This window comes from Prosthecobacter sp. (assembly GCF_044378005.1).
GTDB lineage: Bacteria > Verrucomicrobiota > Verrucomicrobiia > Verrucomicrobiales > Verrucomicrobiaceae > Prosthecobacter.
In genome coordinates this window covers 34,090-48,790 of the sequence record NZ_JBILYB010000031.1, presented here as the reverse complement: position 1 = coordinate 48,790, position 14,701 = coordinate 34,090, and the positions used below count along the sequence as shown (strand labels likewise).

Below are 14,701 nucleotides of genomic sequence, written 5' to 3'. Positions count from 1 at the left end.
CAGCAGGCCTATCTAAAAGCCAGTAATGCCGAAGCTGAAGATTGGTTTGGTATATCTGTCGATGTCTCAGGAGACACGGCCATCGTCGGTGCTTGGCGTGAAGACAGCAATGCCACAGGAGTGAATCCCCCTCTCAGTGGTGCATCAGGGACTCAGGCTGACAATTCCGCTGGCGATTCTGGTGCAGCCTACGTTTTTAAGCGTAATGCCGGAGTTTGGAGTCAGCAGGCATGTCTCAAAGCCAGTAACACTGGGGCAGGTGACAATTTCGGCCTTTCAGTAGCTTTGGACGGTCCAATGATCGTTGTCGGCGCACAGAGGGAGTCTAGCACTGCAACAGGGGTCAATGCACCTGTGAATGGTGGTGTGGGAACTCAAAGTGATAACTCGGCAGATGGTGCCGGAGCAGCATATATTTTTACCCACAATGGGAGTGTGTGGAGTCAAGAAGCCTATCTCAAAGCTAGTAACACGGATGCGGGTGACGAGTTTGGCATCGCCGTGGCAGCGTCTGGCAACACCGTTGTCATTGGTGCACGCTGGGAAAGCAGCAATGCCACTGGAGTTAATGCCGGTGTAAGTGGTGGCCCGGGCACTCAGGCCGATAACTCTGCCAGCGGTTCTGGCGCAGCATATGTTTTCACTCGCAGTGGCAGTGTCTGGACTCAGCAGGCTTACTTGAAAGCGAGCAATACTGGAGCTGGTGACTCTTTCGGTGAAGGTGTAGCTGTGGACGGAGGCACGGTGGTCGTGGGAGCACTCTTGGAGGATGGCAATGCTACTGGAGTAAATGCAGCCACAACAGGCGACACAGGAACTCAGATGGACAATTCCGCCAGCAACGCTGGCGCAGCTTACGCATTTACCCTTCCAGTTACAGAATTGGAGATATTGGTTCCTCCGTTAGATAAACAGGTGGCTTTTGGCGGCAGCGCAACATTCTCTGTCTCAGCAGTTGGCATAGGCACGCTCAGCTATCAGTGGCGCAAGAACAGTGTGGCTACTCCCAATGGCTCCAGTAGCACGCTAACTCTTACAAACGTGAGTTTTCGTGATGCTGGGAACTATGACGTGATAGTTACCGACGATGAAGGTTTGGTGACTAGTGTGGCAGCGACACTCATGGTCACGAGCCGTGCTCCGAATGTGAGCATCAGTCCTGGCGATACTACAGTGGCGCTGGATGACGGCATGACCTTCACGGCTACCGTGGCGACTGGACTCCCGCCCTACATCTACCAGTGGCGCAAGAATGGGGCGACCATCGCCAAAGCCACGAATGCAACGCTGGTGCTCACGAACATTCAGAGGGCTCAGGAAGGGATCTATGATGTGGTGGTGAAGAATGGGCATGGGGTGGATGTCTCCAATCCCGCACGACTCTCCCTGCTGCCTCTGGTGCCGGTGAATAGCGCCCCTGAGAGCACGGATGTGAACCCTGCGGGCACGGCCACCTTTACCGTCGATGTGCCCGGAGCCACGGTCTGGCAGTGGCTCAAGAATGGAACGCCCATCAAGGGGGCCATCACCAGCACGCTGAATGTGCCGAACGTGGATGCCAGCTCTGCCGGGCTCTACAGCGTGACCGTGACCACGCCGAATGGGAAAGTCACCACGGCCCCGGCGCAACTCCGCGTGAATGACAGCGGATTGCTGATCTACAAACTGACCGGCACTGGCAAGGCCTATGAAGGCACGGTGGCGACGAATGCGGCGCTTAGCGGCTACTTGATCCTGGATCGTGCCGGACAGCGTGGCGGATTGATCATTGGCAGCAAGAGCGGCAGCCAGAACATCCATCGTCTGGAAATCCATGAAGACCTCGACACTCAAAGCACCGGCCCGGTGCCGAAGAGTCAAACGGTGGTCAGTGAGCTGGTGGCGGGAGAGTTTGCACTCTGGATGGACGGCACGGACAGCCTGCTGACAATCAGCAAGACGGACAAGGCGGTCGGTCCGGCAACGATAAAAGGCTACGCAAACTCCATCGACCTCGGCTCCAACGTGCGAATCGAGACAGTGAGTCTGACCCTAGCTCTGGATGCCGTGAACAGCACCCCCGCCCGCCTTTTCCAAGAAACCGTGGAGCAGGCCATGTCCCGCATCTCTCAGGACATGCAGGCGAAGGGCTCGGCGCTGGTGGAGTGATGTTATCCCTTTCCTGAATGGGACACCGCGAGAGATGGGATAACCGCAGAGAATACCTCAGAAAGGGCTTTCTCTGCGGCCTTCTGAACTCTTGCAGTGTCCCTCCTTTTTCCTGTTGGCCATGTTTTGGGTTGTGATAGGCTCCAACCATGACTTTGACCCTGCCTGATGACCCGGCACTCGCCTTGTTCCGTGAGGATCAACTGCGGCTGGAACTGGCCTGCGCCCTCTATGCCTCGCGTGGCATTTCGCGCGGGCTAGGTGCCCGGCTTGCGGGTATGGAGGCTGACGCCTTCGAAGCAGAGCTGCATTCACGCAGCATCTCGAATGGTGTCGGGCCGACAGATTTGGATGCTGACCTGGCGGTGCTGGACCAACTCCTCAAGTCGTGATCGTCGTCGCGGATACTTCTGTGCTGTTGAACCTGGCTTTTTTGGAGCTGGATCATCTGCTTCGAGAGTGGTTTGGAGAGGTGCTTGTCCCTGAAGCGGTTGCTCGTGAGTTCACCCGCCTTTCGACGAGCAGTGGAAGATTTGGCGGCTTGAATCTTCCTCCATGCTGCCTGGTGAAACCAGTGCAAAGCATCCCCAGCGGTATCGCTTCAGCGCCGCGTCTGGACGAAGGGGAGGCGGAGGCACTGGCCCTCGCTCTCGAATTCCCATCCAGTGTACTCCTACTTGATGAGGTGGCAGCGAGGTCAGTGGCAGAGTCTCATGGCATTCGTGTGGTCGGGACACTCGGCCTGCTGGTCAGGGCAAAGCATGATGGCTTTGTTGCGCAAATCTCACCATTGTTGAGGAAGCTCATGGTCGAAGGTCGGTTCAGGGTGTCACCCGCTCTGGTCCATTCGAGCTTGAAGCGTGCGGGCGAGCTGCCGTGAGAAAGCCCAGGGTCTCCCTGAACCAGACACGGCGAGATGGCTCGCCACATCACCCACGCGTCACCATTTCGTCGAGGTTTAGCAACAAGTTCGTCACCATCGTCCAGGCGGCGAGTTCGGCGGGATCGAGCTTATCGCTGGGTTTGGATTCGCCGTAGGTGATGGCTTGCTTGGCGGAGTCGGGCTTGGCTTTGTAGGCAGCGAGGTGCTGATCCAGGGTGCTGCGGATGAGTTCGGCCTCCTGGGCGCTCGGGTAGCGGCTGGCGACGGCGCGGAAGGCGGCGGTGATGCGGCTGTCGGTGCTTGGGTGCTGGGTGATCAGGTTCTGGGCGAAGTTCCGCGCGGCTTCGAAGAACTGCACGTCGTTCATGAGGTTCAGTGCCTGAAGCGGGGTGTTGCTGCGTTCGCGACGCAGGCAGTAGGACTCGCGATTGGGCGCATCGAAGGTGGTCATGGAGGGCGGTGGTGCGGTGCGCTTCCAGAAGGTGTAAAGGCTGCGGCGGTAGAGCGATTCGCCTTTGTCCTGCACATAGTTGCGCGTGTTGCTGCCGCCGAAACCGACGGGCTCCCAGATGTTCTCCGGCTGGTAAGGACGCACGCCTTTGCCGCCGATCTTCGGACTCAGCAGGCCGCTGACGAAGAGAGCGCTGTCACGCACGACTTCGCCGTCGAGACGGAAGCGTGGGCCACGAGCGAGGAGGCGGTTTTCGGGGTCGGTTTGTAGTTCGGGCTTTAGCCCGTCTTTGGGGTTCATTGAGCGGGCTGAAGCCCGAACTACGAACTCAGCACTCTGCCGGTAAGTGTGAGACGTGACGAGCATCTTCACGAAGGCCTTCATGTCCCAGCCGCTCTCGCGGAAGGTCACGGCGAGCCAGTCGAGCAACTCGGGATGGCTCGGCGGTTCGCCCTGGGAGCCGAAGTCGTTGCTCGTTTTCACCAAACCGGTGCCGAAGAACTGCTGCCAGAAGCGGTTCACCTGCACGCGTGCGGTGAGCGGATGCTCGGGGGAAAGCAGCCAGTCGGCGAGGTCGAGCCGGGTGGGCTGTTCCTTCTTTGGCAAGGCGGGGAAAATGGCTGGCGTGCCGCGTGTCACCTTCTCGCCCGGCTTGTCATACTGGCCGCGAGACATGATGAAGCTCTCCCTCGGCTGCGGCATATCCGCCATGATGAAGGTGGCGGGGATGACGTCCTCCAGCGTCTTGCGTTTGGCCTCCAGCGCGAGCTTCTCGGCACGCGCGCCATGCACGATCTCGCGGGCGCCCTGGAACTCGTTTTCATACCACCACTCCTTCACGCGTTTCGTTTCGGCCTCGGTCCACTCGACGGCTTTTTTGCCGCGAACGAGGGTTTGCAGATCGTAGGGCAGCTCGGCCACACGTTTGCCCTGATTCTTCTCCGTCCACACCTTCCAGGACCACTGCGGATCTTTGGCGGGATCGACTCGTGAGCTGACGGCGAGACGGTCCCAGGTGACGGTGCCGTTGAACTGGGTGAAGGCGAAGCCGGTGACCTTCATGCCGGGCTTGAGACCGAGCTTTTCGACAGGCACTTCGAGCTTCGTCCAGGTTCCGAGTTCGGGCAGCTTGCCCACGAGCACGCGCTCTGGTGTGCGCACTTTGCCAAAGGGGATCGCGCCTTCCTCACCCCACACGGCGCGGTGGTTCCAGCCGCCGACGTGGAACTGCACCATGACGGCCTTTGGCGGGTCTTTGGGATCGAGGAAACACTGCACGCTGAGCTTGCCATTCGCGGGGATGTCGAAGCTCGCGCCCTTGGTGAAGAAGTCCTGAGCCACACCTTTGGCCGTGCGACGCAATGCCGCGCTGCCACTGAAGACGGGGCCTTTGTCCTTGTCGATGATCTCGGTGGGTGCGCCTGCGACTCCGAGATCGGCCCCGGCGGGGAAGGCATCCTCAAACCACACGACTTCGCTAGTCTGCACTGGCGGTGGAGGAGTGAGCGAGGCGGGGTCGGTGTAGGCGAGTTTGGAGATGGCCTCGCGGATCTTGGCCTGCGTGGCGGCGATCTTTTGATCATAGTCGGCGAGCTGCTTTTTCTGCTCTTCGTTCGAGAGGCGCAGGATCGGTGGAGTCAGCAGGATGTTGCCATCCATGGCCGGATCAGCGGCGCTGTTGAAGAAAGCGTAGAGGGAGTAAAACTCCTTTTGCGTGATGGGATCGAACTTGTGATCGTGACACACAGCGCAGCCAGCGGTGAGGCCCATCCACACGGCCACGGTGGTGTCTGTGCGATCCACGGCATAACGAAAGACGAATTCTTCGGCGATGCTGCCGCCCTCGCTGGTGGTGACGTTGCAGCGGTTGAAGCCCGAGGCGATTTGCTGATCCAGCGTGGCATTGGGCAGGAGATCACCCGCGAGCTGCCAGCGCGTGAATTGATCATAAGGCAGGTTGTCATTGAAGGCGCGCACCACCCAGTCGCGGTAGGGCCACATGCTGCGTTCGTTGTCGAGGTGGAGCCCGTGGGTGTCGGCGTAGCGGGCGACATCGAGCCAGTAGCGGCCCATGTGCTCGCCGTAGCGTTCAGATTTCAGCAGGCGGCTGACGACTTTCTCATAAGCATCCGGGCTGGAGTCGGCGAGGAAAGCGTCCACCTCGGCAGCCGTCGGAGGCAGACCGGTGAGGTCGAGCGTCACACGGCGGATCAGGGTTTCCTTCGAGGCTTCCGGCGCAGGGGAGAGGCCTTCTTCAGCAAGGCGGGCTTGGATGAATGCATCGACACCATTCTTGACCGTTCCTTTGACCGCAGGCGGAGCCGTCTTGACCGGCTTCTCAAACGCCCAGTGCTTCTTGTATTCCGCGCCCTGGCTGATCCAGAGCTTCAGCGTCTCGAGCTGCTTCAGCGTGATCTTTTTATGCGACTCCGGCGGTGGCATCACTTCATCGGGATCGGCACTGACGATGCGCGCGATGATGCTGCTGGCCTTCACATCGCCAGGCTTGATGGGAAAGCTGCCCTCGATGGCTTTGAAGGCACCCTCTGGGGTGTCCAGTCGCAGGTCGGCCTTCCGCTTCTTGGCATCGAAGCCGTGGCAGGCGAAGCAGTTGTCACTAAGGATCGGGCGGATGTCGCGGTTGAAGTCGAGCTTCGTCGCGGCCTGGGAAGAGGCAGCGAGGCAGAACAGGAAGGTGAATGGGCGCAACATGGGGCCGTGGATACGAAGGCGGGGCGGGCTTCTTGCTCTTCACCCCGCATGAGAAGTTCTTCCCCTCCGGCGCGTTTCCTGCGTAATCTTGTTTCCTCATGCGCACCTTTCTCTTCCCCCTGCTCGTGCTCGCCCTCGCGCCCAGTGCTTTTGGTAAATCACCCACGCCTGCGCAGAAGTCGGTCGAGGACATCGCCGAGGAGGTGAAGCCCTCCGTCGTGAAGGTGATGCAGGAGGGCAGGGAAGGGCTAGACGGACTCGGCACTGGCTTTGTCGTCAGTGAGGATGGACTCATCGCTACAAATCTCCACGTCATCGGCGAGGCTCGGCGATTGGAGATCGAGATGAGCGATGGCACCAAGCACGAGGTCACGGAGATCACCGCCACCGACTCCCATTGGGATCTGGCGCTGCTGCGCGTGGCCGCCAAAGATCTGAAGCCGCTCCCGCTGGCGAACAGCGACTCGATCAAGCAAGGGCAGTCCGTCGTCGCCATGGGTAACCCAGAGGGCCTGGCTTTCAGCATCGTGGATGGTGTGGTCTCCGAGTATCCTGATGTCGTCAATGAAGTGCCCATGATCCGTCTCGCCATTCCCATCGAGCGCGGAAACAGCGGTGGGCCGCTGCTGGATCGCCAGGCCCGTGTGCTAGGCCTGCTGACGATGAAGTCCGCCGTTACCGATAATCTCGGCTTTGCCATGCCGGTGAATGAACTGAAGCGCCTCATCGCCGAGCCGAACCCCGTGCCCATCGAGCGCTGGCTGACCATCGGCGTGCTGAATCCGAAGTCCTGGCAGCCTGCGCTCGGCTCCCGCTGGACGCAAAGTTCCGGCACGCTGAAGTCATCGGGCATGGGCAGTGGATTCGGCGGACGCACGCTCTGCCTGTCCAAGAGTGACGTTCCCAAAGACAGTTTCGAGGTTGCTGTGAATGTGAAGCTTGATGACGAAAGCGGCGCTGCCGGGCTGCTCTTCTGCGCGCAGGACAGCGATCATTACTACGGCTTCTATCCCTCGAATGGGAAGATGCGCTTCACCCGCTTCGAAGGTGCGGATGTTTATTCCTGGACCGTGCTCTCCGAGTTCCCGACGGAGGCTTATCGCCCCGGCACCTGGAATCATCTCCGCATCCGCGTCGAGCCCGAGAAAATCACTGGCTGGGTCAACGGCCAGCAAGTGCTCATGCATGAAGACACGGGGCTGCGTGGCGGTCAGGTAGGACTGTGTCGCTTCCGTTCGCCGTCGGCTGAGTATCGCGGCTTCCGAGTCGGCTCAGATCTGAGTGAAAAGGCCATCCCGGCGGCCTTGGCGAGCTCCATTCACAAGGCGCTCGATCAATTCACCGCGACCAAGACTGGGCGCGATGAAACCCTCGCTGAGTTACTCGAAGATCCTGCATCGGCTCGCCGCTTGATGGTGGAGCGCAGACGCGATCTCGAAAAGCAGACAGCGGCATTGCGCGATCTCGAAAAGGATCTGCATCGCCGTGCCGTGACGCGTGACCTGCTCGCCGAACTGGCGAAGCCCGAGGAGAAGATCGACCTCCTCCGCGCCTCACTTTTGCTCGCCAGACATGACAACGCGGAAGTCGATGTGCCGCAGTATCTCCAGCAGTTCGGTCGCATGGTGGACGAGCTGAAAAGCGACCCCGAAATCAAGAAGGGCACGGCTTCGGCGGTGAAACGGCTGAACCGCTATCTCTTCGAGGAATCCGGCTTTCACGGCAGCCGCCATGACTACGCCAACAAGTCCAACAGCTACATGAACGCCCTGCTCGATGATCGCGAAGGGCTGCCCATCACCTTGTCGGTGCTTTACCTCGAATTTGCCACCCGGCTGGGCATACCCAATGTGCTTGGGGTGCCTTTGCCAGGACGTTTCATGGTCGGCTGGAAAGACGGCCCGGAAGGTGAGATGGAGCTGATCGACACCTTCAATCGCGGCAAGGAAACCACCGTCGAGCAGGCTGCTCTCGAACTCAGTGATCGCGGTCGCTTTGATGAGACCGAACTCGAGCCCGCCGCCAAGCGTGACATCCTTTTGCGCATGTTGCGCAATCTGCTGAGCAGCGCTTTGGACGATGAGAAGGCGGTGAAGGAATCCCTGTCCTACCTCGATCTCACCGTCGCCATCGATCCCGATTCCAGCGTCGAGCGCATCACCCGTGCACAGATGCACCAGCGTCTCGGCGACAAGGCTGCGGCGCGTGTGGACGTGCAATGGCTCATCGAGCACTTCCCGGAATCCGGCCCCGAGGAGTTCCGTTCCAAGCTCGACGAGTGGATGCAGAGCCTCCGCGATTAAACTCCAGACGTAGAAGGCTTGCCCCATGGCTCTGACCGTGCCATGCCTCGCGCCTTTCCATGCCTTCCCGACCCAAATCGCCCCGCCCTGTCTCCCGTGCCAAGGTTTCGCCCGCTCTCACCGTTCCCCCGATGGGTGCGCTGGTGCGGACGCTGAGCAACGGGCTGGAAGTGATCGTTCGGGAAGACCACCAGCACCCGCTCGTGAGCGTGCAGGTGTGGGTGAAGGCGGGAAGCATCCATGAAGAAAAGTGGACCGGTGCCGGTCTGGCGCACTGCCTGGAGCACATGCTTTTCAAAGGCACCGTGCGGCGCTCGGCCCAGGAGATTTCCACCGGCATCCAAAAGCTCGGCGGCTATGTGAACGCCTACACTACCTTCAATCGCACGGTGTACTGGATCGACGGCCTCGCGGAGCACACGGAGGACTACCTCGACATCCTGGCCGACATGGTGCGGCATTCGCGCATCGATGCCGCTGAGCTGGCGAAGGAGCAGGACGTGATTCGCCGTGAGATGGCCATGGGCCATGATGAGCCTGGAGATCAGCTCCAGCATCTCGTCCAGAGCACCTGCTTCCGCACGCACCCGCTACGCCACCCCATCATCGGACATCGTGAGGTGTTTGATCAAGTCGGGCGCGAGGACGTGGCGGGCTTCATGCAGCGGCATTATGTGCCGAACAATTGTTTTGTTGTCATCGCTGGAGCTGTGGATGCTGAGGCCACGATGGCAGCCGTGGAGCGACTGATGGGCGACTGGCAGAGGCGGCCCTACGAGCCCGTGATCCTGCCGCAGGAACCCCGGCAGCTCGGGCAGCGGGTGAATCACAAGGACTTCGCCTCCGAGCTAACCCACGTGGCGCTCGGTTGGCAGATCCCTGGCGATGGTCATGCGGATAAAGCAGCACTGGATGTGCTGGCGTTTTTGCTCGGCAGTGGTCGCAGCTCGCGTCTCTTCCAGGAACTGCGTGAGAAGCGCAGCATCGCCCACAGTGTCTGGGCTGGAGCCTGGGGCTCGCAGGAGTGCGGGCTCTTCAATACCGACGTGGAGTGTGATCCCGAAAACGTCGAAGCCTGCTGCGCCGCCATGCATGACGTGGTGCGTGAGATGCAGGTCAAGGGGCCGGGCAAGGACGAACTCGCCAAAGCCCTGCGCGCGACTTTGGGCTACCAGCTCCGCAGCCTCGCAACGACCAAAGGCCAGGCGGCGATTCTGGGTCAAGGCTGGCTCACGGTGGGGAGCCTGGAGTATCCGCAGCAGTATCTAAGCGCGCTCAGCCGACTGACGCCGGAGGACATCCGCAGCGTGGCTCAGCGTTATCTTTTGGACCAGACATGCAGCGTCGTCAGCGTGGGACCGCAGGTGAAAAGTGATGCCGCATCGGCGCTCGCTGTTTCTGCGAAGGAAGAAGTGCAGCGCTTTGAACTGAAGAACGGCCTCACCCTGCTCGTGCAGGAAAATGCACGTCTGCCGCTGATCTCCATTCGTGGCAGCTTCCTCGCTGGAGTGCCCGCGGAGACCGATGCCAAGGCAGGTGTGACGCAGGTATCAGCCGCGCTTTTGCTCAAAGGCACCAAGACGCGCAGCGCGGCGCAGATTGCCGCTGAGCTGGAGAACCGGGGTGGCAATTTGATCTGCCAGGCAGACGCCCACCGCTACCTCGTGGGTGCTGAGGTCATGCGCGGGGATGAAGGCCTGGGTCTGAATTTGATGAGTGATCTGCTGCTGAATGCGGCGCTTTCTCCCGCCCAGCTTGAGCAGGTGAAAAAGCGCCAACACGCGCAGATCCAGGAGGAGAAGGAAGACCCTGTGACGGTGGCGCTCCGTCGTGCGCGGGCGGAGATCTTCGCTGGGCAGCCCTTTGCCCGCACAGCACTCGGCACGGATGAGTCCGTGAAGTCCCTGACCGTCGCCGACTGCCGCGCGATGCTGCTTGAGTCCATCACGGGTGGGAATGGCGTTCTTTCCATCGTCGGTGATGTGAAGGCTGCTGAGATCCGCAAACAGGTCGAGGCCGCCTTTGCCAAACTGCCGCGCGGGCAGCGTCGCAGCATCTCGGAGTTCCCTGCGGTGAAACGTCAGATCGAGCCTGTCACGATCCCCATGGAAAAAGAGCAGGCCGTGCTCGTAATCGGCTTCCGCAGCGTGGGCCTGCACAGTGCTGATGTCCACGCGCTGACGCTGATCGACGAAGCGTGTAGCGACATGGGAAGCCGTCTCTTCAACCGCATCCGCGAGGATCTTGGTCTGGCCTACTACGTCGGTGCTCAGCAGTTCGCCGCGCTCGGAGCCGGAGCCTTTTATTTCTACGTCGGCACGGATCCCAAGAAGGTCGGTCTGGCCGAACAGGAGATGCTACGCCTCATCGCCGATCTGGCGAAGAACGGTCTCACGACCGCCGAGATCCAGCGCGCCAAAACCGCCTGGCGTTCCCAGTGGCTGCGTGCCCAGCAGGGCAACGGTAGCATGGCCGACGCCTACGGCTGGAATGAGATCAACGGCCACGGCCATGCCTACTTCCAGAGCCTGCCCGAAAAGATCGCCGCAGTGACGGACAAGGACATCAAGCGCGTGGCAAAAGCCTATCTCCAAGTGAAGCAGGCGGTGATCACCCGAGTGATGCCGAAGGAAGGGTGAGCAGACTCCACCAGCAGGCTGACTCTGACGGGTTACTTCACACCCTTCAGGCTCATCGGTAGAGGCATCTGCCAGATGGCGGCACCGCGGGGGATTTCCTCCAGCTCCATGAAGGGGGCTGCGGCGGGATTGGGTGTGTTCGTCCGGGCCAGTTTCGAGGGGTCGATAGGCTTGCTGTGACCGGTTTGGACGGAACCCAAGAGCGGCTCGCTGGACGGATTGAGCATGCGAGGCTCCACCCGTGCCCAGGTTTTTGCAGAGAAGTAGCTGTCCTGGCTGCGCCATGCCTGACCAGGGGTGGAGCGGACATAGATGCCGAAGCGGTCGAAGAGGATCTCAGGGATGTAGCGACTGCCGACTTTCGACACGAGCGGCGGATCTCGTGGATCTGGGGCTGACTCGGTGGATTCGAGGAGGTATTCGACATCGTGCATTTTCACCACGACCCAGGCGTGACCGCCGAGGTCACCGTAGCGGCCCAGGGCGACGCGGGCGTTGTAGCCACGGGCGATGAGCCAGTCGCAGAGGTAGATGGAGGAGTCTTCACAGTCGCCCTGGCCGAGTCGCTGGGTTTCCAAACTCGTCTGCCAGGCATCGGTGGCGTTCTTTTTCAAACCTGGATCGCGGGTGTAGATGCAGTTCCCATGCACGGCGGAGCAGATGGTGAAGAGCTCGTGGATGCGCGCGATGTCTTTGGAAAAGACGGCTGGTGGTGCATAACCGGTGAGGAACTCGTTCACATAGCGGAATTTGTGCTGTTGATCGGCCGCCACGACCGCGTAGGTCCGGCGGCAGCTCGGGCATTCAAGTCCCAGGCTGTGCTGCTGGCGTGAGACGCGTACGATGTGCGGGTGATCGCAGTGCAGGCACCGGCTGAAGAACGCCTCGTCATCTCTTTCGGTCAGAGACTCAGGGCTGAAATCGACAAGACGCTGGCCGACGACGATGAGCGCCTGATGGCTCAGGCCACCCATGGAGGGACGGACAGCACAGCCCAGATTCGTCATTTCGGGGGCGCTCCTTCCGGCGAATTCCTGGAACCGGTCCAGCAGGTCGCGCAGCGTCGGTGCATCGGCCGTGCAAACGGCGACGTGGTAGTAGCGGGGCAGGGCTTCCTGAACCTTGGTGGTGATCGCGTCCATGTCGTCGAGCACGAGCGTGGGGAAGACCTTTTGCAGCCATTCGTCCAGCTCCGGGTCCATGCGCAGGGTGGGCTGTTTGGAGGCGATTCGCGCGTAGTTCAGCCTGTCCACGAGGTCCACGCGGAAGCGCACATCTGAGTAGTGATTGGACCCGTCGCTGAACCTCTGTTCTAGAATGGACAGGGCCCCCTTCAGCAAGCCCTTACGATGTGCCATGAGTCCGCCTGCAAGAATGGTTCCTGCAAGAACTGACCAGAGGATGAGGCGGCGGACCATCGTGGAAGAAGTGAGAAAAGGTGAATGAGTGTTCTAATTATAGTAATTATAGACAGGGTGGCAAGACCAAAGGCGGGAAAGACAGAGAACTTACAAGCCGCGCTCCTTGGGGAAAAAGGCGGTCTTACCGCCGGTTTCCATCTGCCACATCCGTGCTATCAGTCCCGCCATGCCCGACCAGCCAGCCCCTGCCAGTCCTCGTGAAAACCACGGTTTCGCCCGTGTGGTGGCGGTGTCTCCTGAGCTGGTGCTCGGAGATGTAGGGGCGAATTTATCCGTCCTGAAGCGTGAGCTGGCCGCCCGCGCGGGCCAGGGGGCGCGGCTCATCGTCTTCCCAGAACTGTGCCTGACGGGCTACTCCTGTGCGGATCTTTTTCATCACGCGGCCTTATTAAAGAGAGCCCAGCTGGCGCTGGCGGAGCTGGCGGAAGGCACCGCCGGCCTCGGCTGCGTGGCCGTGGTGGGGCTGCCGCTGGTGGTCGAGAGCCGACTTTATAACGTGGCTGCTGGGATCGCCGGGGGCCGCGTGCTCGGCTATGTGCCGAAGACCTTTTTGCCGAATTCGGGCGAGTTCTACGAGCGCCGCTGGTTCTCCCCGGCTCCGACGCTGGCGGTCGCGGAGGTGGATGGCATCCCCATCGGCACGGACCTGCTCTTCGCTGCGGATGATCTGCCCGGCTTTGTGCTCGGCATCGAGATCTGCGAGGATCTGTGGACGGTGATCCCGCCGAGCAGTCACGCCGCACTCGCCGGAGCCACCGTTTTGGCGAACCCCTCTGCCAGCGATGAAGTCCTCGGCAAGGCACCCTACCGTCGTGGACTCGTGAATCAGCAGTCCGCCCGCTGCCTGGCCGCCTACGTCTATGCCGGGGCCGGGGCAGGGGAGTCGAGCACGGACGTGGTGTATTCCGGCCACGGGCTCATCGCGGAGAACGGCGTGCTGCTCGCCGAAACGGAGCGCTTTTCCTTCCAAACTCAGGCCGCTGTGGCGGACGTGGACCTCCAGCGTCTCCAGCATGAGCGCTTCAAAAGCGCCGCTTTCCGCGATGACGAAGCACGCCCCGTCTTCCGCCGCATCGGCTTCACGCTCGGGCAGACATTCGCTGGAGGAGAACTGCTGCGCCCGCTCTCCGCGCATCCCTTTGTCCCACCTGCTGGAGCCGACCGACGCGCGGTGTGTGAGGAGATCTTCGCCATCCAGGCCACCGGGCTCGCCCGCCGACTTCGGCAAACCAAAAGCAAGGCTGTCGTGCTCGGCCTCTCGGGTGGGCTGGACTCCACACTCGCGCTGCTCGTTTTAATCGAAGCTCTGAAGCGTGCGGACCTGCCCCGCAGCGCTGCTTTGACCGTGACCATGCCCGGCTTCGGCACCACCGAGCGCACGAAAGGCAATGCCGAAAAGCTCGCCGAAGCACTTGGCATCACGCTGCGCACGATCAGCATCAAAGCGGCGGTGGAGCAGCACTTCAGCGACATCGGCCATCCCGCCGGGCTGCATGACATCACCTATGAAAACGCCCAGGCCCGCGAGCGGACGCAGGTGCTGATGGACGTGGCGAATCAAACCGGCGGCCTCGTGCTCGGTACGGGCGATCTCTCCGAAGCGGCGCTCGGCTGGTGCACCTTCAATGGCGACCACATGAGCATGTATCACGTCAATGCAGGTGTGCCGAAGACGCTGGTGAAATACCTGATCGAGTGGGCTGCCACCGAGCTGTATGCCGCCGAAGCGGGAGACATCCTCCACGATGTCATCGCCACGCCGATCTCGCCTGAGCTGCTGCCCATCGGTGCCGATGGCCAGATCGAGCAGAAGACCGAGGACACCGTCGGCCCTTATGAGCTGCACGACTTCTTCCTCTTCCACTTCGTCCGTCACGGCTGCCCGGCGGAAAAGATCCGCTACCTCGCGAACCTTGCCTTTGCAGGCAAACATGAGCCTGCCGTGATCGAAAAATGGCTCGCTGTCTTCCTCCGCCGCTTTGCGCAAAATCAGTTCAAGCGCTCGTCGATGCCCGATGGCCCCAAAGTCGGCTCCGTGGCGCTTTCGCCGCGTGGCGACTGGCGGATGCCGAGTGACTGGGCGGGGGAGCTGGAGTGAGCCGCGCTTGCACAATCCGGCACGGCGACATGGCATTCGCCGCCGG

8 protein-coding genes are annotated in these 14,701 nt (G+C 61.0%); 6 read left to right on the top strand and 2 right to left on the bottom strand.

Annotation, left to right across the window (positions count from 1 at the left end; all coding sequences use genetic code 11):
- The 3 genes from AC6FTP_RS08860 to AC6FTP_RS08850 all read left to right on the top strand — a co-directional run.
- A partial coding sequence (locus tag AC6FTP_RS08860) for an immunoglobulin domain-containing protein (RefSeq protein ID WP_497206553.1) occupies positions 1-2,148 on the top strand: 2,148 nt, incomplete at its 5' end.
- Between the two features lie 149 nt (positions 2,149-2,297).
- Entirely contained in the window at positions 2,298-2,540 is a 243-nt protein-coding gene (locus AC6FTP_RS08855; protein WP_497206552.1) for a UPF0175 family protein, read from the top strand.
- Positions 2,537-3,028: a PIN domain-containing protein gene (locus tag AC6FTP_RS08850; RefSeq protein WP_497206551.1), complete on the top strand. Its 492-nt coding sequence runs from the start codon at positions 2,537-2,539 to the stop codon at positions 3,026-3,028. Before AC6FTP_RS08855 ends, AC6FTP_RS08850 begins: the two co-directional genes overlap by 4 nt.
- Before the next feature lie 49 nt (positions 3,029-3,077).
- Here AC6FTP_RS08850 and AC6FTP_RS08845 read toward each other — a convergent pair whose 3' ends face one another.
- Positions 3,078-6,194, bottom strand: a complete 3,117-nt coding sequence (locus AC6FTP_RS08845) for a PSD1 and planctomycete cytochrome C domain-containing protein (protein ID WP_497206550.1) — start codon at positions 6,192-6,194, stop codon at positions 3,078-3,080.
- 98 nt (positions 6,195-6,292) lie between these two features.
- Here AC6FTP_RS08845 and AC6FTP_RS08840 point away from each other — a divergent pair, with 98 nt between their 5' ends.
- Complete coding sequence (locus tag AC6FTP_RS08840; protein ID WP_497206549.1) at positions 6,293-8,497, top strand: transglutaminase family protein; 2,205 nt, start codon at positions 6,293-6,295, stop codon at positions 8,495-8,497.
- Between the two features lie 59 nt (positions 8,498-8,556).
- Positions 8,557-11,136, top strand: a complete 2,580-nt coding sequence (locus AC6FTP_RS08835) for a M16 family metallopeptidase (RefSeq protein ID WP_497206548.1) — start codon at positions 8,557-8,559, stop codon at positions 11,134-11,136.
- A gap of 32 nt (positions 11,137-11,168) precedes the next feature.
- Here AC6FTP_RS08835 and AC6FTP_RS08830 read toward each other — a convergent pair whose 3' ends face one another.
- Positions 11,169-12,554 carry a transglutaminase domain-containing protein gene (locus AC6FTP_RS08830; protein ID WP_497206547.1) on the bottom strand — a complete coding sequence of 462 codons (1,386 nt, stop codon included), beginning with the start codon at positions 12,552-12,554 and terminating at the stop codon, positions 11,169-11,171.
- A gap of 169 nt (positions 12,555-12,723) precedes the next feature.
- Between AC6FTP_RS08830 and AC6FTP_RS08825 the strand changes: the two genes are divergently transcribed.
- Positions 12,724-14,655, top strand: coding sequence for an NAD(+) synthase (locus tag AC6FTP_RS08825; protein ID WP_497206546.1), 1,932 nt, complete (start codon positions 12,724-12,726; stop codon positions 14,653-14,655).
- The last annotated feature ends 46 nt before the right edge of the window (positions 14,656-14,701 follow it).